Genomic DNA, 23,503 nt, shown 5'->3' with positions numbered 1-23,503 from the left:
AAACTCCCTGTTGGTGGTAGTGTGTTTAGCTAGCCAAAACTACCTAACTCCTATTAGCTAGTGTGGTTAAAGGGTTTAAACTGCCAACAATTGTCAAAATTGATGTTAGGTGGCAAGCTCCAAGAACCGTACCCAGGGCCCTTTGCGCCTGACGGGTTCGCGTCAATCGCTTGCCAAAGCAGTCCTTCAGCGTATGAAGCTGAGTTGACAAAAAAAGTTACATCCTCATCACTCATGCCATATGCTTCTCGCCAAAATTGAGCCATTTGATACCACATGCCCGTATACCAAAGCTTGATAATATTACGTGCTACAGGCCCAAACTTTTCATCTCCAATGATCTGTTTTCGGAGTAATTCATTGAATTTTTCATGATCTGTAGAGGCCTCATAGATAGCAGAGAACTTTGAGAGTAACTCTTCAACCATTACGCGACCGACTATTCGGTTTAACGTATCGTAGTAATTCTGTACTTGCCCAGTACCATTGAGAGTAAAGGCATTAAAGTCGGTCAGTGCGCCTGATAACTCAATAAACTGTTGGATTTGATAAGCTTGATTGGTCATTTTGCAGTCTCCGAAATACACTGTTCTCTACTGATATGCGAAGCTTCTTCATAGGACATTTCAAAGGTCGGCCCCCCATGATAGGTGGGGTCATCAGGAATGGGGTTACGGATCAGTTGGCTTGCGTGATCTTTTAGCCTAAACATGCCACAAACAGCACCCAGTAAAAGATCCTGCTCACCTCTAAATGCTTTATTAACTGTTGATAGAAACTGCTGATAGTTATGATTAAATGCACTAGCAGCCGCAAACACCTGTGAACCTTTGGGGTAATCGGCCATTTTAGGGTTAGGCTTTATGGGATAAACCTTGTCAAAATCCACCTCAAACTTCTCTCCGGAGGGCTGCCCTGGCTCATCGCCCAGTCGATAAAATTGACGGTGTTTTAACTGCTCAAATCGATAGTAATGCGAAATTTCACCCTCTGAGTCAAAAATCTTATGTCCATGCCCTTCACCTTGTTCAATTATCAGCGAAAGCGCTTGAAGTGCTGTTTCTTTGTCATATACTTCAATAACATGGCCTCCTCCAGAGTAATAATATTTACTTGAAACCTGCAAACTAGGATTTCCTGTAAATATCGTTTCGCCTTCTTTGTTAGCCAGCTCTTCCAAGTACTCGATGCCACTTTTTATGGCTTCATAAAAATCTCCGATACTATAAAAACTGTATTCCGGCGCGCTTTTAGGTCTAACAGCTCGTAGCTGAAAAGCACTGAGATTAGTCCGAGCTAAACACCCTTTAGGCCCTAAATGATTAGAATCACCCTGTGTTTTAGAAGGTCGCTCTATTTTTAAAAACGTTTCTAAGGTTTCAGGAGAAAATTTATCGATAGACACTGAAAAATCAGTTTCTCCATCTGGCAGTCGCGTTGGAAATTCAGGAACAAACCCTGGAGCCGTTAATTCTGGACTTTTTCCAACCGCATTCAACACATTAGCCGACAAGGTCATATGTAGCATTTCTTCGACCAATACGGCGCGTATGGTCGCCGTAGCTTCTATGTTTGTTTCTGGATGTATGCTGTATAACGCAGTAAGGTATGGCGGGATCGTCGCATGCTCCAGTTGAATTGCCGCGTCTAACATATCGTGTAAATCGTCAATATTATTGATAATGCGGTCACTCATTTTCAGCTCCTTTTGCCATTTTATAGTCGCTGTCCATGACAACACCAACAGAGTAACTGCTTAATTCTTCGATGATATACTCGCTCGTTTTGTAGCACAGCGCCGCCAAAGTGAGGGTAGTATTTGAAGTGCCAATACTTGGCATACTACCTGAGCCTACTAAGTATAAATTGTTGTGGTCCCATGACTTTTGGTTTTCATCAACAACAGAATTTAAAGCACTAGTACCCATGATATGAGTCCCAGAGAAATGGTTTCCGCCTCTGAAGTAGTAGTCTTCTCCATCGTGATTAAAGTATCCGTAGTCTAAAGGAGAGTATTTGGAATAGTCTTGCACTCCCAACCTCTGAAAAAACACTTTGGATGTATGCCTAGAATACGCAATGCCTGCTTTTGAGTAGTCAGATAACTGATAATTAATAATGGGACGCTGATTACCTAAGGCGTCTAGGTACTCGTTATCTACCGTCACGCAATTACTTTCTTGCGCTGGCTGCTCTACCATAAAGGCAAATAGCAGCTGATTAGAAATTCTATCTACAACACTTTGGCGTAGCTCACGACCAAATTTATTTTCCTCATCCACCAAGGTTTCGATATCAGAAAAAGGTGAGCCTGTTGCCCAACCCCAGCCATCGTTGTGGATATCCACCCCAAACGGTGCTTGTGTTTTGCGGCTAGCGCCATATCTAAAGTCGGCAATACCGGAGGTACATTTGGTGCCACGCATTGTACCAGCAGCCTGAGGTAATAATCCCCACGCAAGCAAGTACGTATGGTCCATCAAGTTTTTTCCCATTAGTCCACTGGAACTTGGCAAATTTGAGGCCAGCATCAAACGTGCATTTTCAATTGCGTTGGTCGCTAGAATAAACTTTTTACCTTGTACTTGATGAACCGTGTGCTCGGTTGAATTGGGTGAAGAGTAATGTTTAAACTCAATATGTTTGATGCTGTTATCAAGGTTATTGACCACCACTTTACTCGCGACTGCTTGAGGTAAAAAGTCCAGCCTTCCTGTTTTAGCGGCTACCACGAGCGTTTTTCTCGCGTCATACTTTGCTTGCACAGGACAAATCGGCACACAATTGTTGTTTCCTTGGCAACGGCCACCTTGCTCAACTTGATAAGTACTTAAGGCACCCACTGGTTTAAAGCCTTGTCCATCATTGTAACGTTCATTTGGAATGCCATTTCGGCCTTGCGGAAAAGGCCTGACTTTTACGGTATGAATTTCATCCGCTAACTCAAACTCAGCCCCATCGATCCCCTGAGCAACGAGTTTGTCTAGATATGATGGAGGCAGCCCATGCATCGGATAAACATAGCCAGGTTCATATTTAATGCCATAAAAACCTTGCTCTTCAACATTCGCTGATACCCCAATTTCACGCTCTGCCATCTGATAGTAAGGCATGAGATCTTCATAACTTATTGGCCAATCAAGTCCCACGCCATAATTGCTTTTTATGGAGAAATCATCGGGTAACATGCGTAAAATTTTGGCTTCCCAATGCATGGTTGTGCCACCTGTAACCCGTGTATAGGTGCTATCCAAGGCCAACGGTCCATTTTGCACCATGTATCCTTTGGCATCGGCAACCCCGGGCTTAAGCTTACTCACATCTGTTGAGCGAGGCATCCGCGCATTAGGGTTTTCAGGGTACGGAGAATTGTTGTCTTTAGATGCATTTGCATAATAGGTGTTAAGGTAAGATCTAAACCCTTTGTATGTCATATCTTTAGCTGGTGCGGCCTCAAGCATCAATACATTGAAGCCTTTGGCTGTGAGCTCTTTGGCAGTGATTGCCCCACTGATCCCTGACCCAATGATTACGGCGTCATACTTCCCATTGGCCGAATTTTGAACTGCTGTGTCAGGCGTTACTTGTTTCATTGTTGAATTTGCTTCACTCATACAAGTCTTCCCGCTGTAATCCATTAACAATAGCATTAACAATAGCATTAACAATAGCATTAACATTCAAGCTAAAATTCAGTGTAGCAGATAATTTAAAACGCAAATAAAAAACTAAAGTCAGCCGTATTTAATTCTCAAAGAAACATAAACCCGTCTCTAAATTCAGTAAAATTGTTCCAAAAATGCTTAAAATAGTGCAAAAATTCAACTTTAATAAAAAATCATTATTCGGCTCAATTTCAAAATGAAGTAGAGAAATACTTTTCCTCACAAATTAACCACTTGTTAAAAAAACTTAAATATCCCCATGTGGAGCTACTTTTTGTGTATATACTTTCTGGTGCGCTGTTGCGCGATACAACGGATTGCCAATGTGAGACATTGAGTGCGTTCAAAAAATGGTTGTATGTTTGGCTTCTCACACAGACATTCCGAGAATTTCAACCTGATTTACTCTTGGAAAACTTATGACAACTCAAACTAACGCAGTACTGAATACAGATGACACCTATGCGACATCGATTGCCGCAGACCCGCTAGACAAGTGGACCGAAACAGCTAGAAAGCATGTACTAGACAAAATGGTCGCCAACATTTCTCCTGAAGACGGAGAGCGCGGCGCAGTACTAGCTTCACCATCACGCTCAAATCCAAATTATTACTATCATTGGGTAAGAGATGCAGCCCGTACAATGAGCGAAATAGCTAAGCTTAATGGCTTGGATCGTCGCAATTTTAAAGATAAATACTACGACATGATGATTGATTATGTTGAGTTTTCCAAAATCAATCAAACAACGCCAACAGTTAGCAATAGCCTTGGAGAGCCTAAATTTTACGTTACAGGACAAGCATTTAATGGTCCATGGGGACGCCCACAAAATGATGGCCCAGCGCAGCGAGCGCTCACGATTACTCGCTGGGCAAATATCCTGCTTGCCAATGGCGAGAAAGACTACGTAACGAGTACGCTTTATGATGGAAAAGAGCCCTCATTTAGCATGATTAAAGCCGACTTAGACTTTGTTGCCAATCACTGGCAAGAGCCCTGTTTCGACCTTTGGGAAGAAGTGGATGGCACACATTTTTACACTCGAATGTTGCAACGCACAGCGCTGCGTGAAGGCGCAGACTTGGCGACTAAATTGAGCGACATAGGTGCAGCAGATTACTATAACTTGCAGGCAACCAACATCGAAAAAGCTATGGCCGAGTTCTGGGATGAAGAAAAAGGCTATTTGGTGTCGACAATCAACCGAGTTGGAGGCCTAGATTACAAAGCATCAAACTTAGATGTGGCCACAACGCTTGGCATTTGCCAGGCCCTGTCTGAGGATCATCCTTTTTTAAACCCTCATGAAGACAAGGTACTCGCAACGGCTTACGCTTTGCATCAAGCTTTTGACCCACTCTACCCAATAAATGCCATAGAAGAAACCACATCTGGTGAGCCTATCGCACCGGGAATTGGCCGATACCCAGAAGACAAATACGCTGGCAGTGCCCCTCTTAGTCAGGGTAACCCTTGGTTTTTATGTACTGCATCATTGAGTAGTGTTTGCTACAAAGCCGCGGCGCTGTTCACAGAGCAAAAAAGCATTGAGATAAACCAATACAACATCAATCAACTCACATTGGCTTTGTCATTTGAAGATCCACAGATCACTGTTGAAATTGGTGAGTGTTTTAGTCATCGAACTAAGACTTTTAAAGCCATTGTGCAAGGTCTCAAAGCACTTGGCGATGCCTACTTACGTCGTATACAAATTCACGCCGGTGAAAAAGTATCTCTTGCCGAGCAGTTTAGTCGTTACGATGGATTTATGACAAGCGCCAATGACTTAACTTGGAGTTATGTCTCAGTTGCCATTGCAATTGATTTTCGCAACGCATTGAAGATTTAAACAAGTCGGCCTCACCAAAAAGTGAGGCCCCGATATTTTTCTTGTCCAAGAGCCAAAGCTAATCGTTGTCAGGCCTAACAAATAGGTTGATTTCCTTTCGAGCTACAAAGCGAGATGGAGCGTTATATGGATGTAACATTGTGCGGTCAGTTTCACCGAGGATCGTATTTTAAAGTTGAGCAGCCTGCTCACTTTAGATTCGCTTGTTCCGCTCATAAAGCACTATTTAATCCATTGAATTCCAGCAAGACAAACCAACACATTTTGGTCGAACAGTTATTGCGCTTTTGGATGGTTCCCACCACAAGCAATTGATGAGTAAACGATATGAATATACCGATCACCAACCCCATCAAAATAGTTGTAAAGCATGTAGGCGATGTTCACATACATACTTTTATTTCTTCTTACGAGGGAGATAATATTGCCAATGCAACACACATTATTGAGAGTAAAAATGAACTTGTCCTCATAGATGGGCAATTTTTAAAGCCCTATGCTCAAAAGTTTAGAGCATATGCAGACAGCTTGAAAAAGCCCATTGCAAGACTATATCTTTCTCATAGACACCCTGATCATTGGTTTGGCTTGGGTGATGCATTTTCGGATGTTGAGATCTATACCTTACCTGAAACGATTGAGTTTCTGAAAGAACATGGTGAAGCATCGCGAGAAGACCACATGGGCAAACTTGGCGATCTTGCTCCAGATAAAGTCGTGATCCCGCAACATGCCGTCAGTCCTGGTGTTGAGTTTATTGATGGTGTTCAATATGTAATTGAGCGTGTTATAGATACAGAAATCGACTACGGTATCACGCTTAAACTGCCAGAGTTTGGGGTTTTTATCGCACAAGACTTAATTTATAGCGGCACACATTTATATCTAACTAAATATTTAGACCACTGGATGGAGCAATTTGAAGATATGCTCACATCAGATTACGAGGTTTTCTTACCTGGCCACGGCGCCCCTGCAGACAAAAAAGAAGTCACAGAGAACTTGAAGTATTTAATTGCAGCAAAACAAGCAATAGATGATGGCTTAAAAAACCAAGAGTTCAAGCAATTTATGCTGCAAAAATTCCCTACACGCCAGTGCCCGGCGATTTTCGATATTTACCTGCCAAGACTGTTTGATGGCGCGAGCGAATATTAATAATTTTGGTTAATTACATAGGTGGATCAGCATGGATACACAATATACCGTAGGACAATACCTCACCGAAAGATTAGAGCAACTTGGCCTAAAACACCTTTTCTCAATCGCTGGAGATTACACCATAGAGTGGATCAACAAGCATATTGAGCCAAGCAGTATTGAGTTAGTTGAAGAAGTGAATGAATTAAATGCCGGGTACGCCACTGATGGCTATGCAAGACTCAATGGCATTGGAGCAATGTGCTTTACATACTCAGCAGGCACACTCAGTGCTGTAAATGCAGTTGCTGCATCATATGCTGAAAGAGTACCTGTCGTCGTAATCAACGGGGCGCCAAGTATCAAAAAGCGCTTAACCGCGCAGCAAACAGGGTTTATATATCACCATATGATCGATGGTGAAACCGACTTAAACATCTATAAAAACATCACTGCCGCAGCAGTTAAGTTAGATGCACCTGAACTTGCACCTCAGTTGATTGATTACGCTTTGACACAGTGTATTTCACAAAAGCGCCCTGCGTATATTGAGCTTTTAGAAGATATGGTGCAACAACCTTGCTCCCCTCCGATTGGCAAATTAGAGCCATTAAAAGCCATCCCCTCTGATGAAGGCCTCACACAATCCATTGAAACAATTAAGCAAACTCTCGAGAAGGCAGAGCGCCCTATCATTTGGCTCGGCGCCGAGGTAGATCGCATGGGTTTGCATGAACAGGCTAATGCTCTAATCAGAAAGCTAAATTTACCCTATGTCACTGAACTCATCAGTAAAGCGGTGTTTTCCGAGAATGATCCGCTATTTGCTGGTGTATTTGACGGTCAGGCTTCTTCAGATGTTACCCAAACCTTGGTCAAAGAGTCTGACTTTATTCTTGGTTTAGGCGTTTGGCTTTCGGACATCAATACGCTTGGTCAAAGTGTCGATTATGACAAAACGGCACTGATAGCTTGGGACACAGTAAAATTGGGCACTTATTTTGTGCCTCAAGTACCACTGGGTAATTTCATAGATGAATTGACCAATCAAAGCATTACTTGCGCACCTCCATGTGCAATTCCTGAATCTACACAAGCGCAGCCCCAAAGTTTTTCAGGCAATATCTCTTATCAAGGTTTCTATGACTTTATTCAAAGCAAAGAATACATCGGGGACAATGTTTTAATTGGGAGTGATGCCAGCCTTAATTTCTTTGGCAGCTTACTGCTAAAAGTCGGCACCCCAAGGGGCTTTGTTGCCCAACCAACCTATTCATCTATTGGCTATATTGGACCTGCGGCAACAGGTATGAGTTTAGCCAAACAAGACCACCAACGTGTGTTCATATTCACAGGAGATGGTGGCTTCCAAATGACGCCCCAATGCCTCTCCACACAAACTCGATTTGGCTTGAATCCTATCATTTTTGTCATGGATAATGGCGTTTATGGTGTTGAGCAATGGTTATATGATGCCGAGATATTTTCCAGTGATCAGCCATTCTTTGACTCATGTATTCTGCATCAATGGGATTACTGCAAGCTTGCCGATGTGTTTGGCTGCAAGGGTTGGCAGGTTAACACTTATGAAGAACTCAATGAGGCCATCCTAGGCGCTCTAGAAAACGCCGAGACACCTTCGCTTATCCAAGTAAAAGTTCCTCCTAAATCTATTCCAGACAACGCTAAGTGGAAGAAAAAGTAGCTTAGCCATTTCGAATAATCATGTATAAGCCAGCAAGTCCATGCTGGCTTTTTTTAAGTGAGCTTTAACTAGAGGCTATGTTTTATAGACTCAATAAACGAGTGTGGGTTGTCTACGCCAATGAAAATCTTTTCAACCTCTCCTATTGGCTCTGCCAGTACAATTTTGATGTTTGGCACACCCGAGTAAACATAGCGTTTTATACTTTTTTCTCGAGCGACAAACACATCGTTGCCTTTAATATCCTTGATATTTGACAGTGGTACCTTTAGGGGTTGGTATAAACCATATCGAATGATTAAGTCATCTCCATCAATAGATATGGGCCTTTTCGCCATCGCTCTGTATTCGGCCAAAAAGAACACTAAACTCAGTAAACTTAAAATTGTAACGATATTAGCTGCCAGCGGAGACCAAGCAAAATGCAACAGAAGGTGCATTAAAGGCATTTCAAGAGCAATTAGAAACACAAAGCCCAGTAGGTTGCTCTGAGAGCCATCCTTTTGATGATAGGAAAAATGCTTTGACCCTTGATAATTATCCGGTTTAACACGCTTGGCAAATAATGCAAATGTCCACATTCTGGTTTCAAAGTTAAGAACTGTTGCAACGACACTTTTACCTAAAAACCGTTCGATGGGCTGGGATATTGCCAAATCAGGGTCAACCTTGTCATCCAATGCGGTTTTAATCGCCAGAACAACGGTAACGATGGCAGCCAATTCAAATAATAAAATAAGCGCTGAAATAACATATCGGCCACTTTCAAGATAGGGCCATATAAACTTACTACTTGCAGGGATAATGTAACTTCCTACCCAAACAGCAAGACAACAAAGCGTGATAGCTTTCAGTAACGCTTCTTTTTTATTTTTAACTGCCAGAAAACAAATAATGGGTAAAACAATAAATACATCGAGTAGGTATAAAAATTCGAAGTTGGCTTGTCCGAAGTCGTTCAAGCTACTGTTACTTTGGTAGTAAAACCCCCACCAAAGTGAAATTGCAATAAAGAAAAGCAGTGGAAATTTTGAAATAACAGAGGGCGACAAGACCAATCATCCAAGAATAAGTATTTGATGCTCCTAAAATAACAAATCTAATTTGGGTACACAATTGCGCAACAATAATTAATGAATGATTACATAGTCAAAAGTGAAAACTGCTTGCTACCGGCAATAGTGTTAAAAATGGATGCCGTCGATACCCCAAGCCAAACGCCTGAGGACGAGCATAACAACAATTGAGTCAGTTTAGGCAGGTGCTTTGAAAAGCAGGTTTGCTGACTCATCAAGTTAAAGTCAGCAACCTGTATTCATCGGGGTTAGAAATCTTTCAAAAAAATAAAGTTGTAGATTGCGTGTATGCTTTTCAGTTCTTGCTTAGTCGACTCATTCAGCGGATTAGATTTGACGTTTAACAACATCAAGTTTGGATTTTTTGAAATGGAGAGTGATTTAAGGTTATTACTCGCCAACCTTAAAACCCTCAAATCCGTTAGGTTATCGGTGTTAAGAGTCGATAAGTTATTGTTACTCAAAGAAAGCTCAGTGATTTCACCATTTGTCGGAAGAAATACCCAACTGATTTGGTTTCTACCTAGATCAACATAAGTCAACTTATCATTTTTAGATAGATCGGCTGAATACAATTTATTGCCAATCATACTTAAAACTTTTAGCTGTGTATTTTTACTCAAGTTAATCGAGTTAATATCGTTCATCGACATATATAGTGTTTCTAGTTGGGTATTTTTTTGAAGATTAATATCGGTAATTTTATTTGCCGACAACTCCAACCTTGTTAACTGTTTATTTTGAGTAACATCAATATCTTCAATGTAGTTCAAAGATAAGTTCAGTTTTTCAAGTGATTGAAAATACTTAAGCTCATCAACTTGTCGAATCATTGCTTGTGCACAGCTTAATTCCGTCACTTGATCAGTGTACGTCCAGTTATTGGTACTCGCTTGCGATTGAACACAATTTCTAAAATTATTATCTGAAAACTGTATATCAGCAATTCGTTCACTTGCAAAACTGGATGCTGAAAATAATGTAAATAGAGTACCAAATAAGAAATTATTTTTTAGTTTAAGCATTTTTAAGTCCATTTTAGTTTATGAATAGTTCATGAGCGCTAATTTATTCCACAAACAGTGAATTAAAAATGAATGCAATGTAATGTTATGAAGTGTTTTGTAAATTTATGTTTGACACTTAACAAGTAATGAATAAAGAAACCGATTAAGTTAAGAGTTAATAAAACCACCAAAGAATGAATAATTACGTGAGCTTTTATATAATATGTGGCACTACCAATTTTGCCATTTTAAACAGGGTATATTTAAACCTCGAGGCAGCGTATATCTACATCAGCTAAGGCCATAGAGTATGCTTTATGTGCATTGCTACTTAAATAGGGAGCCATGCGCTTGAATAAATCTAAAAGGCCAACGCCATGACGACTTTTGAACGACGGTGAGCGCTTCACTAGTTCTAGCTCATTTGCCGCCGTAAGCTCACACAGTAACTTTGTATCTGACTTGCCCAATGGAAATATGTGTTGTGTAAATCTATTTTTAAACTGGATTGAGTCGGTGCGGCCAAATTGCGCAAAGACAAAGTCTCTATTACACGCACAATATAAATATACTAATGCCTCTTCCTCTTTGCCAATGAGTTCAGCAATTCGGTTGCGCTGCGCCAAAGCCACCATGCTTTCATCAAACCCATCTGTGCCATACGCAGCATGGAACAAACCAGCAACTTGCAACAACTTACTGCTTCCCCACTCTTTCAAAATACGTTCCGTCCCAATTAAATGGGATTGCAATGTTCCATTGAGATGCTGGAAATCTCCCGCTCCTATTTCCTGCAACACTTTAAATTTATCCACAGCTCAGTTTCACCTAATACTAACTTCACTCGACTGTACCTAAAATATCTAAATTAAGTATTAAAAACAAATAGTCTGAGCCTTTTAAAGCGCTTATTTGGCCAATGTTACCCTTTCATTTTTCTGTTTACAGTTGAAATTATGAAATAAATAACAATAATAGCCGCAATGAGTTCACAAGATTCACAGTAAAACTCAATGGAGAATTTATAATGCAAAAGTGGATAATAATGTGTCTAGCGTTATTCAGCGCAACGGTAATAGCCAATGAACCAAATACGCTATTTACTATTAATTGGGTTGAGTTAAACAAACAGAATAAGCCAAAAACAAGAACGCTTTCTGAAAAAGGAGGAAGGTTTCAAATTGTCAACATGGCTGATAGTTCAATTAGAACAATTCACATGAACAAAAAAATTAAACAGGTTTACCTCAAGGCTGGTAATTATTGTTACTCGTCTGTATTTATTTCCCAATCTCAACGAGCACCAATTGCCAACCCAATTTGCTTTACCATTTCAAAGGAGCAAGTAAACATCATCGGTACTTTTGTCATCGGTTCTAGAGTCACCACCAAAGGCGCCTACGCACTTATCGTCGACATCAAACAAAACTACAACGAAATCGCCCAAGCTGCTAATCAGCCAAACGCAAAGCCAGTTCCTTTATTCAAACCTGAAAATTAAATCTTGCAGAATGGGAGCATACCGCGCGATGCATTCCCATTCTTGATTCGAATTCGCTCCTATCAAATTTAGGCTTAACGCTTTTGAATTACTTATTTCTTCGTGTGGTGCGTTGCCCCAAAATTCGTTTTTTATCCCTTTGCTTTCGTGACTTCGGCGTATTTTTACGGTTATCTTTTGGCTCTCGGGTTAGGTCTGGCTCATAGCCAACCAGCCATTGTGGTGTAAGACGCGCATCTAATAGCACTTCTATTTCTTCTAGCAACCATTGCTCATCAATGCTCACTAAAGATATCGATTGCCCTGTATTGCCAGCACGTCCAGTTCGACCAATTCGGTGGATATAATCCTCTGCTACATAAGGTAATTCAGCATTAATCACATAGCTCAGTGCTTTAATATCAATACCACGCGCGGCAACATCAGTCGCTACCAGTACGCGTGTTTTACCACTTTTAAATTGTTCAAGGGCACGATCTCTGGCACCTTGAGATTTATCTCCATGAATAGCTAATGTGGCCAACCCATCTTTGTTTAACTCTTTAGCGTAATCATCAGCACTTTTTTTAGTACGTGTAAATACAAGTACTTGCTGCCAGTTATTTTTACCAATTAAATGTGCAATTAGCTCGCGTTTGCGCTCTTCATCAACCGCATAAAATACTTGCTCAACTTTATCTGCTGTGCTGTTTTGTTGCTCTACTCCCACGCGTTGGGGGTTATTGAGCCAAGTATTCACTTGTGAAAGAACTACATCATCCATGGTTGCTGAAAACAGCAAAGTTTGACGTTTTTCAGGCATTTTTCGCATGATACGCTTTATTTCACCAATAAAGCCCATATCCAACATACGATCTGCCTCATCAAACACCAGTTGTTCAACAGCGTTTAATGACAACGTCCCTTTAATCATATGGTCAAGTAATCGCCCAGGAGTTGCGACAACAATGTCCGCGCCTTCTTTTAATATTTTTTCTTGCGGGCCAATATTTGCGCCACCATATATGCAAGCTACTTTAATTTCACTGAACTTAGCTAAGCGCCGAGCGTCTTTTGCAACTTGTTGTGCCAGCTCTCTTGTTGGTGCCAGTACCAATGCGCGTACAGCACAATCTGTATGTTCCGCACTGATAAGCTTGTTTAGAATAGGTAACATAAAGGCTGCTGTTTTTCCGGTTCCTGTTTGCGCTGTGGCCAATAAATCACTGCCTTGCATTACAATTGGAATGCTTAATTTTTGTATTTCTGTTGGCTCGGCAAACTCAAGGTGAGAGAGTGCTTGATTTAATTCGTCAACAAGGTTTAAGGATTGAAAAGACATACGCGCCTATTGATACAGCTAAAGATGCGCGGAGTATAGCAAATACGCCTTGGGCATGTGTACTTAATACGTTTTGAGATCTAGCTTCTCCATATTTTGTCTGCATTGTCTCCCTACAATTAAAAGCGAATTACTCGATGGAGAACTTATGGCAGACCGCGAATATGATTTAATTGCAGTGCCCAAAAAAGCAAGGCGTTCCTCGCTTTCAATGCTTATGTTGATGCTTGGTTTAACGTTTTTTTCAGCCAGTATGTGGACAGGTGGTAAGCTCGGTGTTGGTTTAGAACCGACACAATTTTTCATAACTATCGCAATAGGTAACTGTATTTTAGCAGTGTACACAGCCACACTTGCCTATATAGGCGCATCTACCGGTCTATCTACACATTTGCTCGCACGCTTTTCATTTGGTGTTAAAGGCTCTTGGTTACCTTCTTTATTACTAGCAGGTACACAGGTCGGCTGGTTTGGAGTGGGTGTTGCTATGTTTGCATTGCCAGTAGAAAAAATTACGGGAGTGGACCTCAATACGCTCATACTGATTGCAGGCGCTTTAATGACTGCAACGGCTTATATTGGGATATCGGCGTTGCTAATATTATCCGCAGTAGCAGTCCCAGCAATTACATTATTAGGTGGCTTTTCTGTCTGGCTAGCACTTGAGGGAGCTGGCGGATTAGGCCAGCTGGCGGCTCGACCCGCAGAGCAATCTCTCAGTCAAGCTCAAGCCATTTCATTAGTCGTTGGCTCTTTTATCTCAGCAGGGACTTTAACGGCTGACTTTATGCGCTTTAGTGAAAATGCCAAAGTGGCTATATTCATCACCATTGTGGCATTTTTCCTAGGCAATAGTTTAATGTTTGTATTTGGTGGCGCTGGAGCTGCCGCGACAGGGAAAGCGGATATTTCGGAAGTACTGATGTTGCAAGGCCTTATTCTCCCCGCAATTATCGTGCTGGGCTTAAACATTTGGACCACCAATGACAATGCACTTTACGCATCAAGTTTGGGGTTTGCCAATATAACCGGATTGCCCAGTAAATACCTAAGTGTCATAAATGGTGCAATTGGCACTCTTTGTGCGCTTTGGTTATACAATCACTTTGTTGATTGGTTGGTTTTTTTATCAGCGGCTATTCCACCTATTGGTGGGGTACTTATTGCACACTACTTTACAAATAAAGAGAAGTATCAAAACTTTACACAATATGAGTTTGCATTGGTGAATTGGCAAGCATTAGTTAGTGTCGCAGTGGCTATCGCAGCTGCTCATTGGCTACCCGGCATAGTGCCACTCAATGCGGTTATGGCAAGTTTAACCTGCTTTTTGTTACTTCAAAAGATATCGAGAAAATTTTAGCCAAGCATTCTGAAAAGCTGCTAAGTGATTAAAATAAAAACTTTTAAAGTGCGACAATTTGTCACATCTCAAACTTTAATAAGTTCTTTATACTCGCCGCAGTTTTTTCACTGAGTTGTCTTTATGTTTTCATATTCCAAAATCTCCCTTGCACTTTTCACACTTAGCTTTACTCAGTTTGCGACAGCCGAACAAACCGCACAAATTGAACGATTTGAAGTTACAGGCTCAAAAATCAAAAATATAGACCTCGAATCGGCAAGCCCAATTACAACATTAACTGCTGGTGACTTGGCCATAACCGGCGCTTCTAACCTTGAAGAAGTTTTACAAGGCCTAAGTGTATCTGCAGGTCCAGCCGGTAATGCAACCAACGCATACTGGACGAGTAATGGCTATGCAACTGCACAAATCAACCTGCGCGGTATGGGTATCAAACGTACCCTTGTACTGCTAAATGGTAAGCGTCTTGTCGCTGGCGGCACTGGGGCCAATGATAGTCCAGATCTCAATATGATCCCTATGGGATTAGTTGAACGCATTGATATTCTCAAAGATGGTGCTTCAGCGATTTATGGCGCCGATGCTGTTGCTGGCGTTGTTAATATCATCACAAAGTCAGACTTTAATGGGATGCAGCTAAGCTTAAAAATTGGTCAAAGCAGTAAAAAAGATGCCGAAAATGCAGAGTTCAATGCAACATTTGGTGGCGCTTTTAAGCGCGGTCATATCAGCGTTAATCTGAATTATGTGGACAATGGCAATGCATTGCAATCTACCCGTAACCCCTGCCCCTTAAGCGAGTCTGATGGCGAACTTAATTGCATTTATTCAGGTACAACCATTGGCGGACGTGCACTGCTAGCAGATGGCACTGAAGTTCAATTTAATCAAAACCCTGCTAACAATGACGTGCCCTACGAAACCTATAACAACAGTAAACATGGCTACAATTGGTTTGAATCTCTCAATGCCTACAGCCCAATGAAGCGTCTTAATTTGGCAACCCTTATTGATTATGAAGTTTCAAATAATATTCAACTCGAAACCTCTCTGATATACGCAAATCGCCGCTCAGACCAAATTGTCACGCCCAGAGGCTTTAACCCCGTTGATGTGGCGGCTGACTTTATTTATAACCCAACAGGCCAAGACCTTACACTTAAACGCCGCCGTAATATTGAAGTGCATAACCCTGAATTTTATCAAGAAACAGATACATTCCAAGGCACTTTAAATTTTAATGGTACATTGAGTAATCACTGGATATGGCAAGCCACTTATACCCATGGAAGAAATACGGGTACTGATGGCTGGAGTTATGATTTTGATGATGAACGAGTTGCTCAAACGCTCAATGCAGAGCTTTGCAGTACAGCAATCAATGCAGCTATACCATGTGGGGACTACTTTGGTATTGGCACGCTCACTGAACAAGTCATTGACTTCGTCACTTATCAACGTGAGGGTACAGGAGGCAACGAGTTGCAATCTGTAAATCTTGAGCTGAGTGGCGACCTGACAGAGCTATCTGCGGGGCCATTGGTATTTGCGACGGGCGCGGTATACAGAAAAGAAAAAGGCTGGCGTAACCCAGATGCCATTGCCATGCAAAATGGTGAAGAGGACGCAATATCAGGAAGTACAGATGTTAAAGAAGCTTTCTTCGAGCTTTCGGTACCAGTAATGAAAGATATTAAGGTAGCTGACGCAATCAATGCAGATATTGCCGTGCGCTATTCCGACTACGAATATTTTGACGCAGAAACAACTTATAAACTTGGTCTAACATGGCGTGTCAATGAACAATTATTGCTAAGAGGTGTGCGTTCTAGTGCTTTTAGAACCCCAACCATCACAGAATTATTTGGTGGAACAAATGTTGAAAACCTGATTACGAAGGATCCATGTGAAAATGCCACAGATGTTATTTTAAAAAATTGCTTGGCAGCCGGTGTACCCAAAGGATTTGTTCAAGATGGCGCTACCATCAGGACTGGTGTAGGAGGTAACCCTGAAGTTAGTCCAGAAACTGCCAATACCTTTACACTGGGGTTTGTGTATCAGAACAATGTCTTCTCTGCGTCGCTAGATTACTTTGACATCAAGGTCGACAACGCTATCAACTCTGTATCTGGTTCAAACATGCTTCGCCTATGCTATAGCGACCCAGTCGCTTATCAAGCATATTGTGATAACTTCATAAGAGACCCAAAAACACAACAAATCGCGGAACTTGAAAAGCGTCCGATGAACGCCGCGAATGAGCATGTTGCAGGGCTAGATTTAAATCTCAACTTCAATGGGACTGCTGGCCCTTATGCTTATCGTATCAATTGGGATACAACACGTTTGCTCAAACACGAGAACACTGCCTTTGCTGGTGCTGAAACAGAGCTGTTATTAGGAAAGATCACCTCTGATAGAGGCAGCTTTACTAAATGGAGGTCAAACGCAAACGCAACGCTTAAAATTACACAGTGGCAAGCAACATACAGCATACAATACATTGGTAAAGCAGCCGATGAAAATGGCGGTGGCCCAATTGGCGCTCAAGTACCAAGTATTGTGTATCACGATCTACAAGTTGGTTACAGCTTTGAAAATGCGTTAAAGCTATCAGTGGGTATCGACAACATTTTTGATAAACGACCTCCTTTTTTAACTTCATGGAATGATGCGAATACAGATGTGTTTACTTACGATACTGTTGGCCGGCGTGGATACTTAAAACTGGACTACAAATTTTAAAAATTCTGGACAAATGACTGTATGCCACTTTCATAGAAACAAGCGGCATATAGTCACTTCAAAACGATAGCAACAACCTTCACTAACATCTTGCAACCATTTACTCACTCGTTAATTACACCCTCTCTAAAAATTATTTCAAAAAGAGTAATATATAATCAATGTAGCTCTTGCTAAGATTTGGGGCAATACAACTGAAAGGACAATAAAAAAATGCCACCTAATTTAATTGAGATAGGCTTACCAATCGCGCTCATTCTGATCATGATGGGGGTTGGCCTTAGCTTAACCACCAATGATTTTGCACGCGTCCTCAAACAGCCTAAGAGTTTTTTTGTGGGCGCAGCCTGTCAACTTTTCTTACTCCCGCTCATGGCCGTGGCTGTTATTGCGGTAACGGGCCTAAACGCAGAGCTAGCGATAGGACTATTTATACTTGCACTGTGCCCAGGTGGCACGACTTCAAATTTGTATACATATCTAGCCAAAGGAGATGTCGGTTTATCGGTGTCTTTAACGGCTATTGTTGGATTCATTACTCCATTCATTTTGCCTTTCATGGCTGCATGGGCAATCGGATTTTACGGTCAAGGTAACAGCACGATTGAATTTCCAGTTTTAAAAGCTTGGCTGCAACTTATTGTTGTTGGCGTGATCCCAGTAATTATTGGAATGGGGTTGAGGGCAAAGTGGCCAGAGTTTGCAAAAAAGGCGGGCCCTTACATTAACTGGTTTTCAGTGCTAGTACTACTACTGGTGATCGTTAGTATTTGTATCCAACTTGGAGATAAGTTAATTGACTATATTGTATTAGCTGGTCCTGCTGTTATTTTATTGAATTTATTAACTATGTTGCTTGGCTACGCTGTTGCTACCCTTTATCTACATAACCGTGCTCAAACCCGTACCATCACGTTAGAAGTCGGTTTGCAAAATGGCACTCTAGCTCTGCTGGTAACCACTGGGATCTTACAGGATGAGGTGATGTCTATAGCCCCTAGTATTTATGGACTATTCATGTTTGTAAGTGCTGGGATATTTGTAGCTTGGGTAAGGCGCTCAGCGTTGCCTGTTGAGTCACATACTCCAGTATAAAAACTGCTTATTGTAATAAAATGGTTGAAGGCGAACCCCTATCAACCATTTTAATTACATCAGCAATGTCTAAAATGCATATTCCCCCCATTTAAAATGGGGTTTCTTCAGCAAGGCCATTAACGCTGTAACTTGATGCCAGAGCCAACACTGAAAGATATAAAGTATGCTTTATAATTATCCATTAATTTAAAACATACTTTGAAGTGGGTTAAGTCCTTGAGTATCAAGCTATGGATGATAGTGAGATCACTACCATCCAATGATTGTTAGGTTCTCTCAAATACGAGTGGCATTGCGTTATCAGTTACCTCTATAACTTTTCCATCATGGTAAACACACGCACCATTAACGAATGTATAGCGCACTTGATGTGAGAATTGATGCCCAACGAATGGAGACCACTGGCAATGATAGAGCGTATTGTCATGCCTTACGGCCTCACCTGCGCGAGCACTAATCACTGTTAAATCTGCAAAGTACCCTTCTCTCACAAATCCACGTTCTTTTACCTTGTAGCGTTTAGCTGGGTTATGCGCTGTCTTCTCGACTATTTGAGGTAAAGTCATATTGCCCTGCTCAACCTGGTCAAACAAAGTTAATAAAGCATGTTGAACCAATGGTAAACCAGCGGGAGCCGTCGCAAAGGCTTGTTGCTTTTCGTCCCACGTATGTGGAGCGTGATCTGTGGCAATTATATCTAGTCGACCACTGGTCAGCGCCTCAATTAGAGCCAATCGATCAGATTCAGCCTTAATTGCTGGGTTACACTTAATTAAATTACCTAAACGATCATAATCCGATTGGTTAAACCACAAATGATGAACACATGCTTCTGCGGTAATCTGCTTTCCATCAATTGGACCCGGTTCAAAAAGGTCCATCTCTTTCGCAGTTGTGATATGTAATACATGTAACTGAGTGCCATACTTCTTAGCAAGGTCAACAGCGTATGAAGAGGATTGATAACAGGCATTCGCGTCGCGGATCACGGGATGATCTTGTATTTTTAGCTCCCTATCACCCAATTTTTCTAAGTTGCTCGCTATCACATCGCCTTTTTCACAGTGTGTTGCGATAAGTACTGGACACTCCCTGAAAATTGCTTCCAGCGCACTCGGGTGCTCCACCAGCAAGTCACCTGTTGATGCGCCCATAAACACTTTAACACCACACACTAAGCTTGGATCACAAGCTTTGATTTCATCTAGATTTTCAGGCGTCGCTCCTAGATAAAAGGAATAGTTTGCAGCAGATGTGCGCGCCGCGATTTGGTGTTTATGCATCACCGCAATATGATCTGTTGTTGCAGGGCTCACGTTAGGCATTTCCATGTAGCTTGTAATACCACCTGCTACCGCTGCGCGTGATTCACTACCAATAGTTCCTTTCCAATCAAGCCCTGGTTCTCTAAAGTGAACCTGATCGTCAATCATCCCTGGTAATAAAAAGTCTCCATCCAGATCAATTACTTGTTCAATACCTGTGGCAGTAATTTCAGGTGCAATTTTATCAATCCTTTGCCCTACTATACGCACATCACGCTGTGCAACTTGTCCTTCATTAATCAGCCGTGCATTTTTAAAAAGAATATTTGCCATGGATACTTCACCTGTAAAAAGTGTTAATAAATCTATTGAGTGATCGGGTATATGTGAAAAACAAAACTAGGTGCCAAGCTCAACTGAAAAATCATCAGCTTGTGCTTGGCAGCTACTGCAAACACCTTGAAATTCAAACTGGGGCGAATTGAGCTGATAACCACATGCTTGGATCTGCTGAGACAACTGCGCCATTAGCTGACTAGACATATGCACTTCATCGACTTTCTGACAAACAGAACAGATCAGAAACTGATTGTGAGGGTGTGGCTTGTGGCAGTCGATATGAGAGCAGCAAATATACTTATTTACCGTGTCTAGCTTATGTACGAGATCTGCTGCGACTAATAGATCCAATATACGGTAAATTGAAACTGCAGGCAGTGTTAACTCTAAATGTTCTTTGCAGTATTGCGCGAGTTCATAAGGCGATAAAGCTTGCTCAGCCATCATTAGCCCTTGAAAAATAGCCACTCTTTTCTCAGTCGCTTTGATCCCTGCATGATTAAAAACTTCGATTAAGTAATCCTTATTACTGCTTTTTTGACACATATAGCCCCGAATAATGTCGCATTCAACTTTGTTATATTATAACATCTCACAAACAACCTATCTATCGCAATAGATTTACTGTCAAATTTAGTGGGTAGGTTTAATTCAATAGTAAGTTGTATAAAAATAGCAAAATTCAACACCAGCAAATTTTTAGGGGTAATTAGCATGGTCACGAGAAGACAATTCACAAAAGGATCAGTGGCGCTCGCATTTTTAGGGCTAAATAGCAGTTTGCTTGGCTGCACCCAAAAGCAATCACTAACGCAAACACCAACAAGCGTTGGCTACGGCCCACTGCTCCCCGATGAACATGGTTTGCTGGACTTACCTGCCGGTTTTAGTTACGAAGTTATCTCGTCGTTAAATGACACAATGGATGACGGCCTAGTAGTACCCGATAACGCAGATGGTATGGGCTGTATCGATCTCGGTAGCAACCGTGTTGCCCTTGTAAGAAATCATGAACTCAGCCCCAAGCATCTAAAATCCGCTGCACCAGCAATTGCCAAGCACAAAAGCGACAAAGCGTTCGATACTATGAAACACGGTGTTGCTTTGCCGGGGGGTACAACAACAATAATATATAATCTGCAGAAGCAGCAGATAGAGCAACAATATTACAGCCTTGTTGGCACCATACGGAATTGTGCAGGCGGTACAACTCCTTGGGGCACTTGGCTCAGCTGTGAAGAGACTGTTCAAACTCCTGATGAAGAAATATCCAAAAGCCATGGTTACATTTTTGAAGTGCCGACGGATAAACACGGTTTATGCGATCCAGTCCCACTATTGGAAATGGGTCGCTTCAACCACGAAGCAGCTGCCGTGGACCCAAGGACAGGTATCGTTTATTTGACTGAAGATAGGAACGATAGCCTATTTTATCGCTTTATACCCAATCGTCAGGGTGACTTAGCAGCAGGTGGAACACTGCAAGCGTTAGCTTTAAAGCATGCTAGCAAATTTGATAGCCGTAATTGGCGTGGAAATGATATGCCTCTCTCTATCTGGTACGAAGCCAGTTGGATCACATTAGACAATCCACAAAGCCCAGAGGACGACTTACGTATACGAGGTTATGAACAAGGCGCTGCTTTATTTGCTAGAGGCGAAGGCATTCACTTTGGCAACAATGAATTATATTTTTGCTGTACTAACGGCGGTGAAAAAGAACTTGGTCAAATCATGCGCTATCAACCATCAGCCTATGAGGGTTCAGAAAAAGAAATAAATCATCTGGGACAGTTGCAACTATTTTTAGAAAGCAGTGATAAGTCATTGTACAATTTTGGCGATAACTTAACAGTTACCCCACAAGGCCATTTACTAGTGTGTGAAGATCAATATACAGCCGTTACACAAAACCACCTACGTGGCGTGTCCCCCGAAGGAGCGGTTTACCCTTTTGCCAAATTAAATACGCAAACAGAACTGGCAGGGGCTTGCTTCTCTCCTGATGGTTTTACTTTATTTGTGAATATCTACTCTCCTACAAAAACACTCGCGATCCGTGGCAACTGGACTAATTTCAAAACTTAGCCAAACTTCAACTTTAGCCAATGGTGTAATTCCGTTGGCTAAGCTCTTTTTTTCAATAAAAGTGACTGTTTGTCCCCCAATACTGAATCAAACATACGCATGGCTTCAGCTTGATGCGAGCCACACAATTTAGCATCAAAATGCTTTAGCCAATACACTGCCGTGCTCGCCATCATATGATTTGCGAAGGCACTGCCAGGACACTTTGAGTTTCCTACACCATATACAAATAGCGACGGACGCTTGTTACTTTTTGTATGGCCAAAGGCCTTGCAAAAACGTGATGGGTCAAATTTGTTTGGCTCACTAAAAGTCTTCTCGTCTTGGTGGTGTATTTGCGAAATAAAACCCAACCAATGTCCCTTAGGCACGACAAATTTTTTTCCATCAGTTCCTTGAATCTTGATATTAGATTCTACCAACCTGTAAATGGGTTTATTTCCGCGCAATCTAAGCACTTCTTTGATAAGGGGCAACATATCAAAACTGCGGTTCGCTCTAATTTCATTGGCATAGGTGGGATGCTGGACAAGTGTTCGATAAAACGATTGCATCGAAGGCAATATATTCGACAGTGAACCCCATAAAAAATACAGCAATACCTTTGCCTTGTCCTCTTGATTTATCATTGGGCTGCTAAACAACCCTATATTTAACGATTGTATAAGTGGAGTTTGCGCCTCAGCAAGGACTTGTTCAAACCGTAAAAGCAGCTTTTCTTTGGCGCAGCTTGCGTCATTTGCAGCTTGCTTACAATCAGCAACGGTCGGTGACAAGCTTTCACTAAAGCTAAAATATTCAGCAATAGCTTGGTCGCTTGCTAAAGGTTTACCAAAAAGTGAATATAGGCTTGCCTTTATCATGGTATTGAGTTGCAGTTCGGCCAACTCAACTTCACAATAATTATGTGTATTTAAATAGCGCTCAGCAAATTTCTGACATTCAAAGTTGAGTCTTTCATCATAACGTGCTTTTGTGATTGCTAACTTTTGCCCTTTTAGTGCGAGTACAAAGTCTCGATTCATTTGTGCAATTTGTTGCTCATCGCAAAATACATTGTCAATTTCAAATTGACTCCTAACCTCCACAAGCTCAGGGTTAATATTCATCTTATTTTTTGCCACGACGTCACTGAACAGATCTGACTCCTGAACTAATGTGATTTTTGGCCCACCAAAAATAGACAATGTGAATATGTTTCCAAACTGAGCCACGCACGATTTAATATAATCAACCAAATTTAGGCCATTCATTTGGCTTACGTCGGTCAATGCAACATGCACTGGTTGCTCAAAACTATTTTGATTTTGTTCAAGTAGATTCACAGC

The 23,503-nt window shown here is 41.5% G+C and carries 18 protein-coding genes; 8 read left to right on the top strand and 10 right to left on the bottom strand.

The window, feature by feature from the left end; genetic code table 11:
* Nucleotides 1–53: 53 nt before the first annotated feature.
* The 3 genes from N475_RS03375 to N475_RS03365 are packed head-to-tail and all read right to left on the bottom strand — an operon-like array spanning nucleotide 54 to nucleotide 3,614.
* Complete coding sequence (locus tag N475_RS03375; protein ID WP_063358424.1) at nucleotides 54–566, bottom strand: hypothetical protein; 513 nt, start codon at nucleotides 564–566, stop codon at nucleotides 54–56.
* Nucleotides 563–1,696 carry a ferritin-like domain-containing protein gene (locus N475_RS03370; protein ID WP_063364693.1) on the bottom strand — a complete coding sequence of 378 codons (1,134 nt, stop codon included), beginning with the start codon at nucleotides 1,694–1,696 and terminating at the stop codon, nucleotides 563–565. Before N475_RS03370 ends, N475_RS03375 begins: the two co-directional genes overlap by 4 nt.
* Nucleotides 1,689–3,614 (bottom strand): GMC oxidoreductase, encoded by a 1,926-nt coding sequence (locus tag N475_RS03365; RefSeq protein ID WP_081216025.1) that lies wholly within the window; start codon nucleotides 3,612–3,614, stop codon nucleotides 1,689–1,691. The genes N475_RS03370 and N475_RS03365 overlap by 8 nt, the downstream gene beginning before the upstream one ends.
* Nucleotides 3,615–4,084: 470 nt before the next feature.
* On the opposite strand from N475_RS03365, the gene N475_RS03360 reads away from it, so the two are divergent.
* The 3 genes from N475_RS03360 to N475_RS03345 all read left to right on the top strand — a co-directional run bounded on the left by N475_RS03360 (nucleotide 4,085) and on the right by N475_RS03345 (nucleotide 8,366).
* Nucleotides 4,085–5,521, top strand: a complete 1,437-nt coding sequence (locus N475_RS03360) for a glycoside hydrolase family 15 protein (protein ID WP_063358422.1) — start codon at nucleotides 4,085–4,087, stop codon at nucleotides 5,519–5,521.
* A 327-nt stretch (nucleotides 5,522–5,848) separates the two neighbouring features.
* Nucleotides 5,849–6,679, top strand: a complete 831-nt coding sequence (locus tag N475_RS03350; RefSeq protein ID WP_063358420.1) for an MBL fold metallo-hydrolase — start codon at nucleotides 5,849–5,851, stop codon at nucleotides 6,677–6,679.
* Between the two features lie 31 nt (nucleotides 6,680–6,710).
* Nucleotides 6,711–8,366 carry an alpha-keto acid decarboxylase family protein gene (locus N475_RS03345; protein WP_063358419.1) on the top strand — a complete coding sequence of 552 codons (1,656 nt, stop codon included), beginning with the start codon at nucleotides 6,711–6,713 and terminating at the stop codon, nucleotides 8,364–8,366.
* 68 nt (nucleotides 8,367–8,434) lie between these two features.
* On the opposite strand, the gene N475_RS03340 is transcribed toward N475_RS03345, so the two are convergent.
* The 3 genes from N475_RS03340 to N475_RS03330 all read right to left on the bottom strand — a co-directional run bounded on the left by N475_RS03340 (nucleotide 8,435) and on the right by N475_RS03330 (nucleotide 11,264).
* Nucleotides 8,435–9,418, bottom strand: coding sequence for a hypothetical protein (locus N475_RS03340; RefSeq protein ID WP_063358448.1), 984 nt, complete (start codon nucleotides 9,416–9,418; stop codon nucleotides 8,435–8,437).
* A 272-nt stretch (nucleotides 9,419–9,690) separates the two neighbouring features.
* Nucleotides 9,691–10,467, bottom strand: coding sequence for a leucine-rich repeat domain-containing protein (locus tag N475_RS03335; protein ID WP_063358418.1), 777 nt, complete (start codon nucleotides 10,465–10,467; stop codon nucleotides 9,691–9,693).
* A 245-nt stretch (nucleotides 10,468–10,712) separates the two neighbouring features.
* On the bottom strand, nucleotides 10,713–11,264 hold the full coding sequence (locus tag N475_RS03330; RefSeq protein ID WP_063358417.1) for a DUF6817 domain-containing protein: 552 nt from the start codon (nucleotides 11,262–11,264) through the stop codon (nucleotides 10,713–10,715).
* A gap of 212 nt (nucleotides 11,265–11,476) precedes the next feature.
* Between N475_RS03330 and N475_RS03325 the strand changes: the two genes are divergently transcribed.
* Complete coding sequence (locus N475_RS03325) at nucleotides 11,477–11,950, top strand: hypothetical protein (protein ID WP_063358416.1); 474 nt, start codon at nucleotides 11,477–11,479, stop codon at nucleotides 11,948–11,950.
* Nucleotides 11,951–12,038: 88 nt separating this feature from the next.
* On the opposite strand, the gene N475_RS03320 is transcribed toward N475_RS03325, so the two are convergent.
* Nucleotides 12,039–13,271 carry a DEAD/DEAH box helicase gene (locus tag N475_RS03320; protein ID WP_063358415.1) on the bottom strand — a complete coding sequence of 411 codons (1,233 nt, stop codon included), beginning with the start codon at nucleotides 13,269–13,271 and terminating at the stop codon, nucleotides 12,039–12,041.
* A gap of 148 nt (nucleotides 13,272–13,419) precedes the next feature.
* Between N475_RS03320 and codB the strand changes: the two genes are divergently transcribed.
* The 3 genes from codB (at nucleotide 13,420) to N475_RS03305 (ending at nucleotide 18,480) form a co-directional block, all read left to right on the top strand.
* A complete protein-coding gene (gene codB / locus N475_RS03315; RefSeq protein WP_063358414.1) occupies nucleotides 13,420–14,634 on the top strand; it encodes a cytosine permease in 1,215 nt (404 codons plus the stop codon).
* Nucleotides 14,635–14,757: 123 nt separating this feature from the next.
* Nucleotides 14,758–17,385 carry a TonB-dependent receptor gene (locus N475_RS03310; RefSeq protein WP_063364691.1) on the top strand — a complete coding sequence of 876 codons (2,628 nt, stop codon included), beginning with the start codon at nucleotides 14,758–14,760 and terminating at the stop codon, nucleotides 17,383–17,385.
* A 213-nt stretch (nucleotides 17,386–17,598) separates the two neighbouring features.
* On the top strand, nucleotides 17,599–18,480 hold the full coding sequence (locus N475_RS03305; protein ID WP_063364690.1) for a bile acid:sodium symporter family protein: 882 nt from the start codon (nucleotides 17,599–17,601) through the stop codon (nucleotides 18,478–18,480).
* Between the two features lie 269 nt (nucleotides 18,481–18,749).
* Here the strand turns inward: N475_RS03305 and N475_RS03300 are convergent, their stop codons facing one another.
* Together N475_RS03300 and N475_RS03295 are read right to left on the bottom strand one after the other, a co-directional pair.
* Nucleotides 18,750–20,081, bottom strand: a complete 1,332-nt coding sequence (locus N475_RS03300; protein WP_063358411.1) for a dihydroorotase — start codon at nucleotides 20,079–20,081, stop codon at nucleotides 18,750–18,752.
* 66 nt (nucleotides 20,082–20,147) lie between these two features.
* Complete coding sequence (locus N475_RS03295) at nucleotides 20,148–20,633, bottom strand: Fur family transcriptional regulator (protein ID WP_063358410.1); 486 nt, start codon at nucleotides 20,631–20,633, stop codon at nucleotides 20,148–20,150.
* Between the two features lie 168 nt (nucleotides 20,634–20,801).
* On the opposite strand from N475_RS03295, the gene N475_RS03290 reads away from it, so the two are divergent.
* The gene (locus N475_RS03290) at nucleotides 20,802–22,175 is read left to right on the top strand and encodes an alkaline phosphatase PhoX (protein ID WP_063364689.1); all 1,374 of its coding nucleotides are present in this window, start codon (nucleotides 20,802–20,804) and stop codon (nucleotides 22,173–22,175) included.
* 38 nt (nucleotides 22,176–22,213) lie between these two features.
* Here N475_RS03290 and N475_RS03285 read toward each other — a convergent pair whose 3' ends face one another.
* Nucleotides 22,214–23,500, bottom strand: coding sequence for a cytochrome P450 (locus N475_RS03285; protein ID WP_063364688.1), 1,287 nt, complete (start codon nucleotides 23,498–23,500; stop codon nucleotides 22,214–22,216).
* Between the last annotated feature and the right edge of the window lie 3 nt (nucleotides 23,501–23,503).

The sequence above is a fragment of the Pseudoalteromonas luteoviolacea DSM 6061 genome (assembly GCF_001625655.1).
Lineage (GTDB): Bacteria > Pseudomonadota > Gammaproteobacteria > Enterobacterales > Alteromonadaceae > Pseudoalteromonas > Pseudoalteromonas luteoviolacea.
Note: the sequence above shows the minus strand (reverse complement) of the source record. Positions and strands in the feature narration are given on the sequence as shown.